We start from the raw sequence: 18,369 nt of genomic DNA on the forward strand, positions 1-18,369 counted from the left end.
TTTCTAAAGGAGGAAATCTTGTTATGTCAGTAAAAGTAGGTATTAATGGTTTCGGACGTATTGGTCGTCTAGCATTCCGTCGTATTCAAGAATTAGAAGGTATTGAAGTAGTTGCGGTAAACGACTTAACAGATCCAAAAATGTTAGCTCACTTATTAAAATATGATACAACTCAAGGACGTTTCAATGGAGACGTTGAAGTTAAAGATGGCGCGTTTACAGTAAATGGTAAAGACGTTAAAGTATTAAGCAACCGTAACCCAGAAGAACTTCCATGGGGCGAACTTGGAGTAGAAATCGTATTAGAATGTACTGGTTTCTTCACTACTCAAGAAAAAGCTGAATTACACATCAAAGCAGGAGCTAAAAAAGTTGTTATCTCTGCACCAGCAACTGGTGACATGAAAACAATCGTTTACAATGTAAACCACGAAACTCTTGACGGTTCTGAAACAGTTATTTCAGGTGCTTCTTGTACTACTAACTGTTTAGCTCCTATGGCTCAAGTACTAAATGACAAATTTGGTATTGAATTAGGATTAATGACAACTATCCACGCTTACACAGGTGACCAAAATACATTAGATGCTCCACATCCAAAAGGCGACTTCCGTCGTGCTCGTGCTGCAGCAGCTAACATTATCCCTAATACAACTGGTGCTGCTAAAGCAATTGGTGAAGTATTACCAGAATTAAAAGGTAAATTAGATGGAGCTGCACAACGTGTTCCAGTTGCAGCAGGTTCATTAACTGAATTACAAACTGTATTGAAAAAATCAGTTACTGCTGAAGAAGTAGACGCAGCAATGAAAGCAGCAGCTAACGAATCTTACGGATATACTGAAGATGCAATTGTTTCTTCTGATATCTTAGGAATGTCATTTGGTTCATTATACGATGCAACTCAAACGAAAGTTATCACTGTTGGTGACAAACAAATCGTTAAAACTGTTGCTTGGTATGACAATGAAATGTCATACACTTCACAATTGATTCGTACTTTAGAATACTTTGCAAAACTGTAATTTAACGAATAGCAATTTCTTGTTAGGAGTATAAATTTACAATGATAAGCGGGGAAGCGACGCGCTTCTCCGCTTTTTTAATTGTTAAAGCATTTAGTAAGGGATACTAAGGAGGATTTTAACATGGCAAAAAAAGCTGTTACAGATTTAGATTTAAAAGATAAAGTTGTTTTAGAACGTGCTGATTTTAACGTTCCTATGAAAGATGGTAAAATCACGAATGACAACCGTATCCAAGCTGCTCTTCCAACAATCAACTACATTTTGGAACAAGGCGGAAAATTGGTTCTTTTCTCTCATTTAGGAAAAATCAAAACTGAAGAAGACAAAGCAGACAAAACTTTAAAACCTGTTGCAGAACGATTGAGTGAACTTCTTGGGAAAGAAGTGAAATTCGTTCCTGAAACACGTGGAAAAGAATTAGAAGATGCCATTGCTGCACTAAAATCAGGCGAAGTTTTGATGTTTGAAAACACTCGTTTTGAAGATTTAGACGGTAAAAAAGAAAGCAAAAACGATCCTGAACTTGGAAAATATTGGGCAAGCTTAGGCGATGTATTCGTAAACGATGCATTCGGAACAGCTCACCGCGCTCATGCTTCTAACGTAGGAATCGCAACTCACTTAGAAACAGCAGCTGGTTATTTGATGGACAACGAAATCAAATTTATCGGTGGCGCTGTAGACGCACCAAAACGTCCATTCGTAGCTATCTTAGGTGGAGCGAAAGTAAGCGATAAAATCGGTGTTATCGAAAACTTATTAGATAAAGCGGATAAAGTCTTGATTGGTGGAGGTATGGCTTATACTTTCTACGCAGCACAAGGAATTGAAATTGGTAAATCATTAGTCGAAGAAGACAAAATTGAATTGGCCAAAGAATTACTTGCAAAAGCTGGCGATAAGTTAGTATTGCCTATCGACAATGTTACAGCTGCAGAATTCAGCAATGATGTAGCAACTGAAGTTCATGAAGGACCAGTTCCTGAAGGACAAATGGGATTAGACATTGGACCTAAAACAATTGAACTATTCAAAGAAGCATTAGAAGGCGCTCAAACGGTTGTATGGAATGGACCAATGGGAGTATTCGAAATGTCGAACTTTGCTAATGGGACGATTGGTGTATGTAAAGCATTAGCTGAATTAGAAGATGCTATTACAATCATCGGTGGTGGAGATTCTGCCGCAGCAGCTCAACAATTAGGCTACGCAGATGAATTTACACACATTTCAACTGGTGGCGGAGCTTCATTAGAGTATTTAGAAGGAAAAGAATTGCCAGGATTGGCAGCTATTTCGGATAAATAAGATTCGTCTTTAAGCTGATTGAGATCCAAAATTTATGAAAGAAGGTTTTAGAATGCGTAAACCAATTATTGCAGGAAACTGGAAAATGAACAAAACTGCTGCAGAAGCACGTGAATTTGTTGAAGAAGTAAAAGGAAAAATTCCTTCTGCTGATGTAGTAGATTCAGTAGTAGGAGCTCCTACATTATTCTTACACGATTTAGTAAAAGCTGCAGAAGGAACTGATTTGAAGATTGCTGCTCAAAACTGCTACTTTGAAGAAGAAGGAGCATTCACTGGTGAAGTGAGCCCTAAAGCTTTAAGTGATATCGGTGTTAGCTACGTTATTATCGGACACTCTGAACGTCGTGAGTACTTCCACGAAACAGATGAAGATATCAACAAAAAAGCACACGCTATTTTCAAAAATGGTATGACACCTATCTTCTGTTGTGGAGAAACTCTTGAGCAATATGAAGCAGGAGAAACAAACGATTTAGTTGCTAACCAAGTAAAAGCTGGACTAAAAGGCTTAACTGAAGGTCAAGTAAGTGAAATCGTGATTGCTTATGAACCAATCTGGGCAATCGGAACTGGTAAAACAGCTACATCTGAACAAGCAAATGCCACTATTTCTGTTATTCGTGAAACAGTAGCAAAAGAATTTTCTCGTGAAGCAGCTGACGCTGTACGTATTCAATATGGTGGTAGTGTTAAGCCTGCAAACATTGCAGAATTAATGGACCAACCTGATGTTGATGGAGCATTAGTCGGTGGAGCAAGTTTAGAAACAGATTCTTTCTTAGCGTTATTGGAGGCTAATAAATAATGAGTAAATCACCAGTAGCTATCATTATTCTAGATGGTTTCGGTTGTCGTACAGAGACTATGGGTAATGCAGTAGCTCAAGCAAATAAACCAAACTTTGATCGCTATATGGAAACTTATCCTCATGCCACTTTAAAAGCATCTGGTTTGGATGTTGGATTACCAGAAGGACAAATGGGAAACTCTGAAGTTGGTCATACCAACATTGGAGCTGGACGTATTGTGTATCAAAGTTTGACGCGTATCGATAAAGCTATAGAAGATGGCGATTTTCAAACGAATCCAGTATTGAACAGTACAATGAATCAAGCGATTGAAATGAACTCAAGTCTTCATTTATTTGGTTTATTATCAGATGGTGGAGTTCACAGTCACATCAATCATTTGATCGCTTTGTTGAAAACCGCTAAAGAAAAAGGCGTTCCAAATGTGTACGTACATGCTTTCTTAGATGGTCGCGATGTAGCTCCTGACTCTGGTTTAGGCTATGTGGAACAATTGGAAAAAGCAATGAAAGAGATTGGTATCGGAGAAATCGCTACTGTTTCTGGACGCTTTTATGCAATGGACCGTGACAAACGTTGGGAACGTGTAGAAAAAGCCTACAACGCTATTTTCCATGGCAAAGGAAACTTTGCTGATTCTGCTGTAGATGCAGTGAAAAACAGCTATGAATTAGGTAAAATGGATGAATTTGTAATGCCTACAGTTATCCAAAAAAATGGAAAACCTGTAGCAACAGTTGAAGATAACGATGCAATTCTATTCTTTAACTTCCGTCCAGACCGTGCGATCCAATTGTCAAATGCGGTAACAGACGAAGAATGGGATCATTTTGATCGTGGAAATCGTCCGAGCAACGTTCTTTTAGTAACGATGACTCTTTACAATGCCAGCATCAAAGCTGAAGTTGCCTTCCCGCCAATCGCATTGAAAAATGTTTTGGGAGAAGTATTATCTAGTCATGGATTACAACAATTGCGTATTGCCGAAACTGAAAAATATCCTCACGTTACTTTCTTTATGAATGGTGGACGTAATGAGGAATTTGAAGGAGAAAGCCGAATCTTGATTCCTTCTCCTAAAGTAGAAACGTACGATTTAAAACCTGAAATGAGTGCATATGAAGTAACCGATGCATTGGTTGCAGATATTGAAGCAGATAAACAAGATGCAATCATCTTGAACTTTGCTAATCCAGACATGGTTGGTCATTCTGGAATGTTAGAACCAACTATCAAGGCTATTGAAGCAGTTGATGAGAATTTGGGACGTGTCGTTGACGCTATTATTGAAAAAGGCGGTTATGCTGTTATTTTCGCTGATCACGGAAATGCAGATACAATGATCACACCAACTGGGGAACCACATACAGCACATACAACAGTGCCAGTACCAGTAATCGTCACTAAAAAGGGTGCAGAATTACGCAAGGACGGCCGTCTTGCAGATGTTGCTCCTACTATGTTAGATTTACTGAATATTGAAAAACCAGCAGAAATGACTGGAGAATCTTTAATCGTTAAAGATTAAAGAAAACCTGCGTAATCGTGGGATACTAGTTGCAAACCACATTAAAATTAACTAAACTGAACTTGAACGAGAAAGTTGTTCATGGTTCTATTTGATAACTCAAAGGAGAGAAAAAAAATGCCATTTATTACAGATATTTTAGCAAGAGAAGTTTTAGACTCACGCGGTAACCCTACAATTGAAGTTGAAGTTTACACAGAAAGCGGTGCTTTTGGTCGCGGAATGGTACCTTCAGGAGCTTCAACAGGAGAACACGAAGCACATGAATTACGTGATGGAGACAAAGACCGTTATTTAGGTAAAGGTGTTCAAAAAGCTGTAGATAACGTAAACAACATTATCTCAGAAGCAATCATCGGTTTCGATGTTCGTGATCAAATGGCTATCGATAAAGCTATGATCGACTTAGACGGAACTCCAAACAAAGCTAAATTAGGAGCTAACGCTATTTTAGGTGTTTCTATTGCTGTTGCTCGTGCAGCTGCTGACTACCTAGATGTTCCTTTATACCAATATTTAGGTGGATTCAATACTAAAGTATTGCCAACACCAATGATGAACATCATTAATGGTGGATCTCACTCTGATGCTCCAATCGCATTCCAAGAGTTCATGATCTTACCAGTTGGAGCTCCAACTTTCAAAGAAGCTTTACGTTGGGGAGCAGAAATCTTCCACGCATTGAAATCAATCTTAAGCGGACGTGGTTTAGAAACTTCAGTTGGAGATGAAGGTGGATTCGCACCTCGTTTCGAAGGAACTGAAGACGGAGTAGAAACTATCCTTGAAGCTATCAAAAAAGTAGGTCTAGAACCAGGTAAAGACGTTTACCTTGGATTTGACTGTGCTTCTTCTGAATTCTACGAAGACGGTGTTTACAACTACGCTAAATTTGAAGGCGAAAACGGTGCTAAACGTACTGCTGCTGAACAAGTTGACTACTTGGAAGAATTAGTAAATAAATACCCAATCATTTCTATTGAAGACGGTATGGATGAAAACGACTGGGAAGGTTGGAAACTATTGACTGAACGCTTAGGCGATAAAGTTCAATTAGTTGGTGATGACCTATTCGTTACAAACACTGAAATCTTAGCTAAAGGTATTTCACAAGATATCGGTAACTCAATTCTAATCAAAGTTAACCAAATCGGTTCTTTAACTGAAACATTTGATGCAATTGAAATGGCTAAAAAAGCTGGTTACACTGCTGTAATCTCTCACCGTTCTGGTGAAACTGAAGATTCAACAATTGCTGATATCTCAGTAGCTACAAACGCTGGTCAAATCAAAACTGGTTCATTAAGCCGTACTGACCGTATCGCTAAATACAACCAATTGTTACGTATTGAAGACCAATTAGGCGAATTAGCTGAATACCAAGGTTTACAAGCTTTCTACAACCTAAAAAACAAATAATTTAACCGTGTTTTCTGTTTAAGTTAGTTAGACTTTTGAGAAAATTTTATAGTCATCTCATTCTACAATTGGTAGAGTGAGATGGCTTTTTTTGTTCTTAAGAGAGGAGCAAAAGAACACAGACCGATTTGGCTCTGCGTTCTTTTACTTTTATTGTAGTGCACGACCGACTATTATATTTAGGCGGATGCACCTGAAGGGAAAGAGTATCCTTCGAATTGGACAGTAGAATTAGGCGAAACGGTTTGGACAAAAGAAGACAATGGCGAGCAGTGAATGCGCAGCAGCGGAAGTTATTTTAGTGATAAAGGCAATTAAGCTGATGACAGAAGTGTGACCGTACAGCTATAAAAAACTCGAAACTCTGCTAGTAATTTTGAACGAGTTATGTTAAAGTGAATGATAGAAGAAAAGCTAGACGGGAGGGCAATGAAGTTGTACAATACACTTTTAATTGCTGAATTAATCGTATCTGTGTTACTGATTATTATTGTTGCCATGCAGCCAAGCAAAACAAACAGTGCTTCCAGTGCCTTAAGTGGAGGAGCAGAACAATTATTTGGAAAACAAAAATCACGTGGATTTGAAGCTGTGTTAAAACGGATCACAATAGTTCTAGGAACGTTGTTTATCGTGTTAGCTCTTGCTTTAGCATACTTATCCGCAAATTAAATACTTAAAAAGCTGCCTATATGTTAAGGCAGCTTTTTTTATATTCGTACTATCAACATCACCAATCAATCGCAGCAAACCTTTTTAGTGTATTGATAGGAATATGGTGCAATTTCAAGTAAAATAAAAGTATCAGAAAGAAAGCAGGAGACATTACATGAGAGATAGATCGTTTTATTTTAAAGGTGGAGAAAAGGCTGTACTGTTGTTTCATGCATACAGCAGTACGCCAAATGACGTTCGTATGTTAGGGCGCGCTTTAGAGAAAGAACATTATACGGTTTACAGTCCCACATTCAGTGGTCATGGGACGGATGATCTAGAAACGGTATTAGATCATTCACCCCAAGAGTGGGTAAAGGATGCTAAAAAAGCCTTGCAATTTTTAAGAGATGAAGGACATCAAGAAGTTGTGGCATTCGGTTTGTCGTTAGGCGGCATTATAGCCACTAAATTGATGCTGGAGGAAGATTTACTGGCTAGTGGTACATTTAGTTCACCTGCTATCCATAATGAAACCTCGAACGTTAGAAAAGAGTTTTTGAACTTAATGAAGATTTTAAAGCAAAAAAAAGGGAAATCAACAGAAGCCATCCAAGAACGACTTCCTGAATTAGAAGATAAGCTGGACAAACAATTGGCGGGTATTCGTGATATGGTAGATGAAATGGCTTCTCATTACGGAAATGTGGAGAAAAATATCTTTATCGGTCAAGCGGGAAAAGACGAATTGATCGATAGCAACATTGCGTATGAATTGAGAGATGCATTTACTAATGCTGATGTTGATTTTTACTGGTACGAAAATAGTCCGCATGCAGTAACAGTAGGGCCAGAACGTAAGGAATTAGAACAAGACGTACTTAACTTCCTAACTGCATTGCAGTGGAACGGGGGATAATCAATGACAAGTAAAGAAGTCTTAAAACAAGCAATTTTAGTTTATATGAATGAGCACAAAGCGGTGTCGTTTGAAATCAAAGATTTAAGTGAAGGTTTAAATAAAGGCAGTGCGAAAGATTTTAAAGAACTGGTCACTACAGTGGCTGAAATGGAACGAGAAGGGCAGCTTTTTCTTACTCGCAGCGGGAAATTGAAATTACCTAAACAAGATCCGGTATTGTCAGGAGTTTTTAGAGCGAGTGATAGAGGATTTGGGTTTGTATCGATCGAAGATGAAGAAGTGGATATCTATATTCCGCCTAATCGAACCAATTTTGCCTTAGATGGAGATAAAGTCAGTGTCGATATCGTTAATCCTGCAGAACCTTGGAATGACAAAGGGCCTGAAGGGAAAATCACGGCTATTTTAGAGCGCAACTTGACTCAGTTAGTAGGCGAATTCTGGGCTTATAGTGATGAAGGTATTGAAGAAACTGGATTATATGGTTACGTTGATCCTAGAGATAAAAAGCTCAACAGTTATCGAGTATTTATCAAAGCGGAAGGGGTAAAACCAGTAGATGGGTCAGTCGTCATTGTAGAAATTACCCACTATCCGGATCATGAATACACTCAAAGCATGCAGGGACTAGTTAAAAAAGTCATTGGGCATAAAAATGATCCTGGTGTGGATATTTTATCGATTGTTTACGACAACGGGATTCCAACAGAGTTTTCTCCAGCTGCACTGAAACAAGCGGATGCAGTACCGGATAAGATCTCTGATAAAGACATTGAAGGCAGGAAAGATTTACGGAATGAAGTCGTCATCACCATTGACGGCGCTGATGCCAAGGACTTGGATGACGCTGTAACGGTACGTCGCTTAGAAAATGGAAATTATCATTTAGGAGTCCATATTGCGGATGTTTCCTACTATGTAACAGAAGATTCACCATTAGATGGGGATGCTTTTGAACGTGCAACAAGTGTTTACTTAACGGATCGTGTTATCCCTATGTTGCCGCAACGTTTATCAAATGGAATCTGTTCATTGCATCCAAATGTGGATAGATTGACTATGAGCTGTGAAATGGAAATTGATTCTCATGGGGAAATCGTCAGTCACGAGATTTTCCAAAGTGTGATCCGTTCTTACCGCCGAATGACGTATTCAGACGTGAACGCTATTTTGATGGATAAAGATCCTGAAGTACGCGAAAAAAATGCTGATTTATTGGATATGTTTGAATTGATGGACGAATTACATCACATTCTTGAAAATCGACGTGTGCATAGAGGAGCTATTGATTTTGATTCTTCCGAAGCACAAATTGTAGTCGATGAATCGGGGCATCCATTAGATGTTGTGGTTCGTGAACGCGGTGTGGGCGAGCGATTGATCGAATCATTCATGCTGGCTGCAAATGAGACCGTTTCTGCACATTATTCTAAAATGGATCTTCCGCTAATTTATCGTGTACATGAACAACCAGACAGCGATCGCATGCAAAAATTCATGGAGTTTGTAACAGCATTCGGAATCAGTATGAGGGGTTCAAGTTCAAACGTCACACCAATAGCGTTGCAAAACGTGCTAAAAGAAGTAAAAGACAAGCCTGAAGAAGCCGTTATTTCGACTATGATGTTACGGAGTATGAAACAAGCTAAGTATGATGTGGAGCCTTTAGGACATTATGGTTTAGCGGCTGAATATTATTCTCACTTTACATCGCCTATTCGACGTTACCCTGATTTGATTTTACACCGTCTGATTCGTGCCTATGAAGAAAATGGTACCGGAACAGCTGAAAAGAAAAAATGGGAAGGTATGCTGACGGAAATCGCTGAGCAAAGTTCGAAAATGGAACGACGAGCTGTAGATGCTGAACGTGAAACCGACTCGATGAAAAAAGCGGAATTTATGGCAGATAAAGTTGGAGAAATTTACGAAGGTGTCATTGGATCAGTGGTTAAATTTGGTCTGTTTGTAGAACTTCCTAATACGATCGAGGGCTTGGTCCACATTTCAACTATGCGTGATGACTATTTTAACTTTATCCCAGAACAATTGATGCTGATCGGAGAGCGTACAGGGGTTGTTTACCGTATTGGTCAAAAAGTTAAAATCAAAGTGACCAAAGCAGATCCTGAATTACGCGAAATCGATTTTGAATTGATCTCAGATCCTGAACTGGAAGTAAAAGCAGATCCGAGTCAAACTCAAAAAGGAAAACACAAAAAGCGTGATACGAAACGCCCTTCTAAAGAACAGCATAGAAGAGGCAAAAAAATAGCGACTGAAAAAGGGAAAAAATCTTCAAGAGACAAAACGAAAAAGAATCAACCTTTCTATAAAGATGTTGCGAAAAAGAAAGGAAAGAAAAAAGGTAAAAAATGAGTGAAGGAGGCAAAGGATTATGCCAAAAGGCAGCGGAAAAGTTCTTGCCCAAAATAGAAAAGCAAGACATGATTATGCCATTGTAGATACCATTGAGGCTGGAATTGTTCTGAAAGGGACAGAGATTAAATCGATACGAGCCGCCCGCATCAACTTAAAAGATGGGTATGCTACTATTCGAAATGGCGAGATTTATCTTCAAAATGTGCACATTAGTCCATACGAACAAGGAAATGTATTCAATCATGATCCGGTTCGTACGCGCAAATTGTTGATGCACAAAAAACAAATCGCTCGTTTGATTGGTGAAACCAAATCTAGTGGTTATACATTGATTCCGTTAAAAGTGTACATCAAGGATGGGTATGCCAAAGTATTGATCGGTCTCGCTAAAGGGAAGAAAAAATACGATAAACGTGAAGACCTGAAGCGAAAAGATCAAAAACGAGAAATAGACAGAGCTATGAAAGCTCGTTAAAAACTGATTTCTACTTCTTTGAATAATAGTTATAAAGGTATAGGTACATTCTGATTATCTAAAATGGAGGTATAAAGTTGTCCTTTTTTGGAAAAATAGATTTTACTGATTTAACTGAAGTTCAAAAATATATTTACCACTATATTTCTAGTAACATTGATAAAATTTCATATGTGCATGTTAGAGATATAGCTAGAGAGTCGCATACTTCTTCTTCATCTGTGATGCGTTTTATACGCAAATTAGGTTATGAAAGCTTTACAGAATTTAAAACGTCTTTTAAAACAGATTTTTTAAAAGATGAAGAAAATGAAACCAGCTTTGCAGATGGTCTTAATATACTTGCACAAGAAAAATTTGCAAGCAATATTGAGAAGAAAATCCAACTTGTTGCTCAAAGAATGATCGAGGCAGAAAATATAGTTTTCTTTGGTATCGGTTCTTCTGGATTTATTTGCGAGTATGCTGCAAGAAGATTAGCTATTGCTGGATTAAATAGTGTTGTCTTGACAGATCCAACGTATCCAATTTTTTCTAAGCTTCGTAATACTTCTCAAAACATGTTAGTTTCTTTATCAATTACTGGAGAAACAGCAGAAATTGTAGAGTTGGTAAATGGTTTTAAAAATAATGATGATTTTACAACAGTCTGCATTACTAGTGATGAGCAGAGTACATTAGCGAATATGTCTCATTATACCTTAGGGTATCATGCTAATGTAAAGAGAGTAAATAAATATGAAGACTTAACGAGCCAAATACCATGTATGTATATTATTGAATATTTATCTGAAGAAATTATAAGATTGAACCTATCAGAATAAAAAAACCAGGTTGGTACATATTGTACCAATCTGGTTTTTTTCTCCATATTCGAGAAAAAAACATCATAAGAGCTAAATGCCATTTTAAAGAAAGCGTTTTTATAATATACTGACGTCAGTACTTAAATAGATAGGAGAAAGAATTATGGGCGTATTACCGGAAAGTTTTTTATGGGGCGGCGCAGCAGCTGCACATCAAATAGAAGGAGGTTGGGATGAAGGAGGAAAAGGATTAAGCATTGCTGATGTAATGACTGCTGGAGCGAATGGAGTAGCAAGGGAAATTACTGATGGTTTATTACCAAATAAATATTATCCTAATCATAAAGCTATAGACTTTTATAAAAAATATAAAGAAGATATAAAATTATTTAAGGAATTAGGATTAAAATGTTTCCGAACTTCTATAGCATGGTCCAGAATATTTCCAAATGGAGATGAGAAAGAGCCCAATGAAGATGGTTTGTTATTTTATGATAATCTATTTGATGAATTGCTTTCAAATGGAATAGAACCAATTGTTACGTTATCTCATTTTGAGATACCTTTTAATTTGTATAAAGAATATGGAGGATTTCAGAATAAAGAGTTAATAACTTTCTTTGTTCATTTTGCTGAAATAGTAATGAATCGATACAAGGAAAAAGTAAAGTATTGGATGACATTTAATGAAATTAACAATCAAGCTGACGGTCAACATGATGTACATGTGTGGACCAATTCTGCAATACGTTTTGAAGAAGGAGAAAATAAAGAAGAAATAATTTTTCAAGCGGGTTTAAATGAATTAATTGCTAGTGCTAAGGTAGTTAAAAGAGGACATCAAATCAATCCTGAATTTCAAATTGGTTGTATGATGGCTTATGTACCTGTATATCCTTTTACAAGTAATCCATCAGATATGATGGCCTCCTTAAAAGTTATGAACAGAAGATTCTTTTATAGTGATATTCATGCAAGAGGGAAAATACCTAATTATACACTAAAATACTGGGCACGAAACAATTATCACATTCATTATTCAGAAGAAGAAATCGCAGCATTGAAAGAAGGAACTGTAGATTTTATTGGTTTTAGTTATTACATGTCTAATACAGTCACAACGAAAGATGATGTTGACGGAAATCAAATAAACGACTTCAAAAATGCTAAAATGGTTTCAAATCCTTATGTTGAAAAAAATGACTGGGGTTGGGAAATTGATCCAATAGGATTGCGCTATACTTTGAATCTAATTTATGAAAGATATAGTCTACCAATGTTTATTGTTGAAAACGGGCTGGGAGCATACGACTCAGTCGAAGAAGATGGGTCCATACGTGATGAATATAGAGTTAATTATTTACGTCAGCATATTGAACAAATGAAATTAGCAGTCAATGAAGATGGGGTAGAACTGATTGGATACACTCCATGGGGGATTATAGACATTGTTAGTTTTGGATCAGGAGAAATGGAAAAAAGGTATGGCGTTATTTATGTAGATAAAGATAATAAAGGGAATGGGACTTTAAAAAGAAGTAAAAAGAATTCTTTTTATTGGTATAAAAAAGTAATAGAAACAAATGGAGAAAACATGTAGAGTCGTTATTAATTAAACATTGAAGTGAAAATAAAAACGTTTTTATTTGAGGAAAAATATGAATAAAATTACTATAAAAGACCTTGCTAAAGAAGCAGGGGTATCAATATCAACTGTATCAAAAGCATTGAATGGAGTTGATGTAGTAAAAGCTGATACAAGAGATCGAATATTAGAAATATCAAGACGACATAATTATGTTCCAAATTTAATGGGGAAACAGCTGAAAACTGGAAAAACAAAAATGATTGGGTTTTATACTGACAGTATAACTGGTCCTTACTTTAATACATTAGTGGAATCAATCGCGCGTTCAGCAGAAAAAGAAGGTTATGGTATAAATGTTTTTATTTCTAATAATAAACAAGTCGTCCTGAATAGTATAATGGGAAATATAGTAGATGGGATAATTGGTTTTCAAGATATTATTACTAAAGAAGATTTAAAAGCAATGAAGCGTGAAAAAATTAAAGCTGTATTTATAGATCGTAATACAGCCGATGAAACAATCGGAAGTGTAGTTTTTGATTCCTATCAAAAAGGTTATGAAGCAACTGAATTCCTAATACAATCGGGTCATGCAAAGATTGGCTTTATAACAGGATATGAAGGAGTTTATGATAGTGACGAACGGTTTAACGGATATAAAAGTGCGTTGAATGATTATAGCATTATGTATGATAAAAAATATGTTTTAGCTGGATTATTCGAGGAGAATGCATCATATAATTCAATGACATTATTTTTAAAAAATAATGTTAACGATGTACCCACTACTTTTATTGCAGGGAATGATTTAAGTGCTATTGGTGCAATTAAATCATTAAACTCCTTAGGATATAGTATACCGGAGGACTTTAGTATAGTTGGATTTGATAACATTGAGTTATTAGAGTACTTTGTACCCAAATTAACTACAGTATGTAATCCAATTAGCCAGCAAGGAGAAAGGGCTGTAGAACATTTGTTGGAACTCATTAATGGCGAAAAAAAAGGTGAAATTATTGAACTTTCGGGTGAATTAATTATAAGAAATTCGACATCTATTCTTTGAAAAACATCTTTAGAACATTTTATATCTGAGTATTGTTATGTGTAATCGCTTTTAATTAACCGTAAATGAAAACGTTTTATCGGGAGGTTTTAGATTGGAAATTAGGAGAAATGTACCAAAAGTATCGTTAAAATGGCGGTTCGTAAATTTCTGGAAAACATTCGGTAAGCAATGGCAACTCCAAAGTATGGCTATACCTGGAATTGTTTATATGTTGATATTTAATTTTATTCCAATTGTTGGATTAACTATGGCGTTCCAAAATTATACTGTTATTGACAGTTTGGATACAGCTGAGTGGGTTGGTTGGGAGAATTTTGAACTCATTCTAAATGATCAATATTTTTGGCAAGCAGTAGTGAATACATTAGGTATCAGTTCATTAAAATTAGCATTTGGTTTTATTTTGCCTATCATTTTAGCTGTTATGATTTACGAATTAAGAGATGGCATCTTTAAAAAAGTAGTTCAAACAATTTCTTACATGCCTCACTTCCTCTCATGGATTATATTAGGCGGTATGGTTATTGGTTGGATGTCTTCAAATGGAATGTTTAATCAACTATTAGGACTCATTGGGATTGAAACCCAGCAAACTCACATGTTGGATGCAGACAAGTATTGGTTAATTTCTGCTTTGTCAGATGTATGGAAAGAAGCTGGATGGGGGACGATTTTATACTTAGCAACCATGGCTAAAATTGATCCTACTTATTATGAAGCTGCAAAAATAGATGGAGCCAGTCGATTAAGACAAATATGGCATATTACAATTCCTATGATTCGGCCAATCATTGCCCTAAACTTTATTTTAACTATAAGTGGATTATTTAACTCTAATCTTGACCAAACACTTGTATTAATGAATGCACAAAATCAACCAAAAGCAGAAGTCATAAATTCGTATGTCTATCGAGTTGGATTAAGCCAAGGGGACTTTTCATATGCAACAGCAGTTGGTTTAGGAGTAGCTGTTATTTCCGTCATACTCTTAATTATAACAAATATTGTAACTAAGAAATTGAATGATAATAAATCTGTATTGTAAAGGAGGTAAAAAAAGTGGAATTTACACAGGCAAAAAAAACTACTTCTCTAAGTAAAAAAAGAAGTAACGTTGTTAAAGATAAAGACAGTAAAACATTTAACATTATTAATATTGTATTGCTTTTGGTTTTTACAATCATTATTGTTGTTCCTGTTTGGAATGTAGTCATTTCTTCCTTTGCATCTGGTCAAGCGCTTGCAGAAGGAGATTTTATACTATGGCCATCTGAACTGTCGTTAGATAATTATATCCATGTGTTTAGTGATTCGACAATTTGGAGAGCATTATTTATATCTATTGCTAAAACACTCATCGGTGTACTTGGACATACGGCATTTTGTGCAGTTTTTGCATATTCAATGAGCAAACAAAATTTAAAAGGCCGTGGGTTATATGCAACTATGGGAATCATCACAATGTTCTTTTCAGGTGGAATGATCCCAATGTATCTTTTGATTAAATCTTTGGGATTGTTAAACTCATTTTGGGTTTATATTATACCTGCATTGTTTAGTTATTATGACGTAATTATATTGATGAACTTTTTTAGAGATATTCCAATATCTTTAGAAGAGTCAGCAAAAATCGATGGAGCAAGTGATTGGAAGATTTTTAAAGATATTTTCGTACCATTAACTAAGCCTGCATTGGCTACTATTGCTTTATTTCATGGTGTTGCTCAATGGAATGATTTTATGACGACAAAATTATATGTAACTGATGAAACTCTTTATCCGTTACAAATGAAATTGTATGAAATCATTACACAATCTCAAGCAGCTTCGAGTCAAGGGTTGAATGCTGCCATAGCAATTAGTACTACATCAAAAGGGGTACAATTAGCAACTATCGTGGTAACAGCTTTGCCAATTATTATGGTTTACCCGATAATTCAAAAACACTTTATTTCAGGCATGATGTTAGGGGCAGTTAAAGAATAATAGTGGATAATTTAAACTAATGGGGGAAAAGAATATGGAAAACAAAAAAATAAAAAAAATCTTTTCAAGAGCAGCCTTACTTTCAGTTTTTGTATTAGCTGCATGTGGTAATAATGAAGAAGCACAAGGAACAGAGAATTTAGAGGAATTGCCTTCTATAGAGGATCGATATACGCCTGACTCTGAAACTCCAGCTTGGGAATTAGATACAAAAGAAGATAATAAGCTTACTTGGTATATTAATGCAGACTGGTGGAACAAAGAATATGGGGAAGACGTAATCACTAAAAAAGTAAAAGAGGATTTGAATTTAGACATCGAATTTATCACAGGAGATGATACAAACTTAAACACCTATTTTGCAAGTGGGGAATTGCCTGACATTATTACCATTTTTGATTCAAATTCTGATATTGCCCGTAAAGCAGATGATTGGGCACTTCCTTTACAAGATTTAGCAGATACTTATGATCCATACTTCTATGAAGTAGCTCGTGAAGATACAATGAACTGGTATCAATTGGAAGATGAAAAGACATATGGATATCCAGATTATTCCAACACCGCAGAAGATTTTGAGAGCGGAAACATTTATGCGAGAGATGCCTTTATTATTAGAGAAGATGTTTATAAAGCAATTGGAGAGCCTGATATGACAACTCCTGAAAACTTTAAGAAAGCTATGAACAGCATTAAAGAAAAATTTCCAGATTTAATTCCATTTGGCTTTAATGATTTTGCACAAGATGGAACTTCAAATGGTTCTATGGATGGTATTGTGCAGGATATGCTAGGTGTTCCATATACTGATGCAGACGGTAACTTCTATGACAGAAATTTAGATGAAGATTATATTGAATGGGTTAAAGCTTTTAGGCAAGTGCGTGAGGATGGTAATATTAGTGATGACTCATTTACTGATGATGGGGACTCATTTAAAGAAAGAATTCAAACAGGTCAATACGCTACTGTTATGATTGGTAGCTTTGTAAACCAAGGAATACCATTACAAACTTTTGCTTCAAGCAATCCTGATGCTCAATATATAGCAGTAGATTCAATAAAAAGCATGAAAGGTAATGAACCAACATTATCGCAAGCTGGAATTTCTGGATGGATGATAAACTATATTACAAAACAAGCAGAGGACCCTGCAAAAGCAATTCAATTATTTACTTATTTGCTTAGCGATTATGGACAAATGTTAACAAACTTCGGTATCGAAGGTGAAACGTATGAAACTGTTGAAGATGGTAAAGTTAAATTTACAGAAGAAACACGTAACGTACAATTAAATGAACCAGAAAAATGGCAAACAGAATATCGTATTGGTGAATTCATCCAATTTGGTCATGATAGATACAAGGCTTTAAGTGATGAATCATATGTAGATGCTGTTAAACAAATGCAAGAATGGGGACAAGGAAAATTACAAACACAATTTATTACTGAAAACATTAATCCAGATAGTGGAACACAAGAAGCTCGTTCGTTGAGTGCTATCCAAACAAATTGGAGTACTACGCTTGTAGGTATGCTTAGAGCAGAAAGTGATGATGAAGTTGATCAATTATTGAATGATTATATTACTTTCCAAGAAGAAAATAATATTGATGCAATTAATGAAGCTAGAAATGAGAAAATTCAAGAAAACAAAGAAAAGTTAGGAATAGAATAAATAGTAGATAAGAAGTGGAATATTATGAGGGCAGTTAACAGCTGCCTTTATACTTTCAGTTTTAATACAGAGAGAGAGTAGATTGGATGAAAAATTTATTTAGTACAGAGGGAAAAATATACTATGGAATGACTAAAATATATCAGCTTGTTATTTTAAATATTATCTTTCTAGTATTATGCGTGCCCATTATTACAATGGGTGCTGCAATAACTGCATTATATGGTACAACATTTAAAATGATTAAAGATGAAGAGAAGAACGTGTCTCAGACATTCTTTATAATATTTAAGAAAGAATTTCAGTCTGGAACCAAAATTTGGCTTATATATTTAGGGTTGTTAGCATTGTTTATTTTTAGTTATTCTTTTTTAAGAACATTATTCTCTCAAAATATAATTTTTTTCTATTTCTTTATGCTACTTATTTCTTTAGGTATTTTAACTACAATTTATGTATTTCCGGTACTATCAATTTTTGATAATCGGATAATGAATACGTTTAAAAATTCTTTCTTCTTAGCAATCAAACATGCACCACAATCGATACTACTGTTTTTGATAGCATTATTTTTATTAGTTATTGTACCAATTTATTTTGAAAAATTATTCTTTTTATGGTTGACTGTAGGATATTCATTAACGGTATATATAAGTGCTCATATCTTTCGGTTTATTTTCGAGAAATATATCATAATAGATGAAGAAGTATAAT

16 protein-coding genes are annotated in these 18,369 nt (G+C 35.7%); all 16 read left to right on the forward strand.

Annotated features, from left to right (window positions below; genetic code table 11):
- Positions 1-23 precede the first annotated feature (23 nt).
- The 16 genes from gap to ACEN4L_RS03255 all read left to right on the forward strand — a co-directional run bounded on the left by gap (position 24) and on the right by ACEN4L_RS03255 (position 18,368).
- Complete coding sequence (gap, locus tag ACEN4L_RS03180; protein ID WP_407095900.1) at positions 24-1,025, forward strand: type I glyceraldehyde-3-phosphate dehydrogenase; 1,002 nt, start codon at positions 24-26, stop codon at positions 1,023-1,025.
- 123 nt (positions 1,026-1,148) lie between these two features.
- Positions 1,149-2,336 carry a phosphoglycerate kinase gene (locus ACEN4L_RS03185; RefSeq protein ID WP_407095901.1) on the forward strand — a complete coding sequence of 396 codons (1,188 nt, stop codon included), beginning with the start codon at positions 1,149-1,151 and terminating at the stop codon, positions 2,334-2,336.
- Between the two features lie 52 nt (positions 2,337-2,388).
- Positions 2,389-3,144, forward strand: a complete 756-nt coding sequence (gene tpiA / locus ACEN4L_RS03190) for a triose-phosphate isomerase (RefSeq protein WP_407095902.1) — start codon at positions 2,389-2,391, stop codon at positions 3,142-3,144.
- Positions 3,144-4,676, forward strand: coding sequence for a 2,3-bisphosphoglycerate-independent phosphoglycerate mutase (gpmI, locus tag ACEN4L_RS03195; protein WP_407095903.1), 1,533 nt, complete (start codon positions 3,144-3,146; stop codon positions 4,674-4,676). The genes tpiA and gpmI overlap by 1 nt, the downstream gene beginning before the upstream one ends.
- Before the next feature lie 117 nt (positions 4,677-4,793).
- A complete protein-coding gene (gene eno, locus ACEN4L_RS03200; protein WP_407095904.1) occupies positions 4,794-6,095 on the forward strand; it encodes a phosphopyruvate hydratase in 1,302 nt (433 codons plus the stop codon).
- A gap of 435 nt (positions 6,096-6,530) precedes the next feature.
- Positions 6,531-6,767, forward strand: coding sequence for a preprotein translocase subunit SecG (secG, locus tag ACEN4L_RS03205; RefSeq protein WP_407095905.1), 237 nt, complete (start codon positions 6,531-6,533; stop codon positions 6,765-6,767).
- 157 nt (positions 6,768-6,924) lie between these two features.
- Complete coding sequence (locus ACEN4L_RS03210; protein ID WP_407095906.1) at positions 6,925-7,668, forward strand: alpha/beta hydrolase; 744 nt, start codon at positions 6,925-6,927, stop codon at positions 7,666-7,668.
- A gap of 3 nt (positions 7,669-7,671) precedes the next feature.
- The gene (rnr, locus tag ACEN4L_RS03215) at positions 7,672-10,050 is read left to right on the forward strand and encodes a ribonuclease R (protein ID WP_407095907.1); all 2,379 of its coding nucleotides are present in this window, start codon (positions 7,672-7,674) and stop codon (positions 10,048-10,050) included.
- Between the two features lie 19 nt (positions 10,051-10,069).
- Positions 10,070-10,528: an SsrA-binding protein SmpB gene (gene smpB / locus ACEN4L_RS03220; RefSeq protein ID WP_407095908.1), complete on the forward strand. Its 459-nt coding sequence runs from the start codon at positions 10,070-10,072 to the stop codon at positions 10,526-10,528.
- Between the two features lie 77 nt (positions 10,529-10,605).
- Positions 10,606-11,352 carry a MurR/RpiR family transcriptional regulator gene (locus ACEN4L_RS03225; RefSeq protein ID WP_407095909.1) on the forward strand — a complete coding sequence of 249 codons (747 nt, stop codon included), beginning with the start codon at positions 10,606-10,608 and terminating at the stop codon, positions 11,350-11,352.
- Between the two features lie 145 nt (positions 11,353-11,497).
- Complete coding sequence (locus tag ACEN4L_RS03230; protein WP_407095910.1) at positions 11,498-12,934, forward strand: 6-phospho-beta-glucosidase; 1,437 nt, start codon at positions 11,498-11,500, stop codon at positions 12,932-12,934.
- 58 nt (positions 12,935-12,992) lie between these two features.
- On the forward strand, positions 12,993-13,988 hold the full coding sequence (locus ACEN4L_RS03235) for a LacI family DNA-binding transcriptional regulator (protein ID WP_407095911.1): 996 nt from the start codon (positions 12,993-12,995) through the stop codon (positions 13,986-13,988).
- A gap of 187 nt (positions 13,989-14,175) precedes the next feature.
- Entirely contained in the window at positions 14,176-15,036 is an 861-nt protein-coding gene (locus tag ACEN4L_RS03240) for an ABC transporter permease (RefSeq protein WP_407095945.1), read from the forward strand.
- A 14-nt stretch (positions 15,037-15,050) separates the two neighbouring features.
- Complete coding sequence (locus ACEN4L_RS03245) at positions 15,051-15,977, forward strand: carbohydrate ABC transporter permease (protein ID WP_407095912.1); 927 nt, start codon at positions 15,051-15,053, stop codon at positions 15,975-15,977.
- A 34-nt stretch (positions 15,978-16,011) separates the two neighbouring features.
- Complete coding sequence (locus tag ACEN4L_RS03250) at positions 16,012-17,655, forward strand: sugar ABC transporter substrate-binding protein (protein ID WP_407095913.1); 1,644 nt, start codon at positions 16,012-16,014, stop codon at positions 17,653-17,655.
- A gap of 86 nt (positions 17,656-17,741) precedes the next feature.
- Entirely contained in the window at positions 17,742-18,368 is a 627-nt protein-coding gene (locus ACEN4L_RS03255) for a YesL family protein (RefSeq protein WP_407095914.1), read from the forward strand.
- Position 18,369 lies beyond the last annotated feature (1 nt).

Source organism: Desemzia sp. FAM 23988, from assembly GCF_045528365.1.
GTDB lineage: Bacteria > Bacillota > Bacilli > Lactobacillales > Carnobacteriaceae > Desemzia.

Bases quoted from the DNA above. Each gene is read 5' to 3' on its own strand.
- rnr (WP_407095907.1), top strand. From the start codon at position 7,672: ATGACAAGTAAAGAAGTCTTAAAACAAGCAATTTTAGTTTATATGAAT.
- ACEN4L_RS03185 (WP_407095901.1), top strand. From the start codon at position 1,149: ATGGCAAAAAAAGCTGTTACAGATTTAGATTTAAAAGATAAAGTTGTT.
- eno (WP_407095904.1), top strand. From the start codon at position 4,794: ATGCCATTTATTACAGATATTTTAGCAAGAGAAGTTTTAGACTCACGC.
- ACEN4L_RS03255 (WP_407095914.1), top strand. From the start codon at position 17,742: ATGAAAAATTTATTTAGTACAGAGGGAAAAATATACTATGGAATGACT.
- smpB (WP_407095908.1), top strand. From the start codon at position 10,070: ATGCCAAAAGGCAGCGGAAAAGTTCTTGCCCAAAATAGAAAAGCAAGA.
- ACEN4L_RS03230 (WP_407095910.1), top strand. From the start codon at position 11,498: ATGGGCGTATTACCGGAAAGTTTTTTATGGGGCGGCGCAGCAGCTGCA.
- tpiA (WP_407095902.1), top strand. From the start codon at position 2,389: ATGCGTAAACCAATTATTGCAGGAAACTGGAAAATGAACAAAACTGCT.
- gpmI (WP_407095903.1), top strand. From the start codon at position 3,144: ATGAGTAAATCACCAGTAGCTATCATTATTCTAGATGGTTTCGGTTGT.
- ACEN4L_RS03235 (WP_407095911.1), top strand. From the start codon at position 12,993: ATGAATAAAATTACTATAAAAGACCTTGCTAAAGAAGCAGGGGTATCA.
- ACEN4L_RS03250 (WP_407095913.1), top strand. From the start codon at position 16,012: ATGGAAAACAAAAAAATAAAAAAAATCTTTTCAAGAGCAGCCTTACTT.
- ACEN4L_RS03210 (WP_407095906.1), top strand. From the start codon at position 6,925: ATGAGAGATAGATCGTTTTATTTTAAAGGTGGAGAAAAGGCTGTACTG.
- gap (WP_407095900.1), top strand. From the start codon at position 24: ATGTCAGTAAAAGTAGGTATTAATGGTTTCGGACGTATTGGTCGTCTA.
- ACEN4L_RS03240 (WP_407095945.1), top strand. From the start codon at position 14,176: ATGGCTATACCTGGAATTGTTTATATGTTGATATTTAATTTTATTCCA.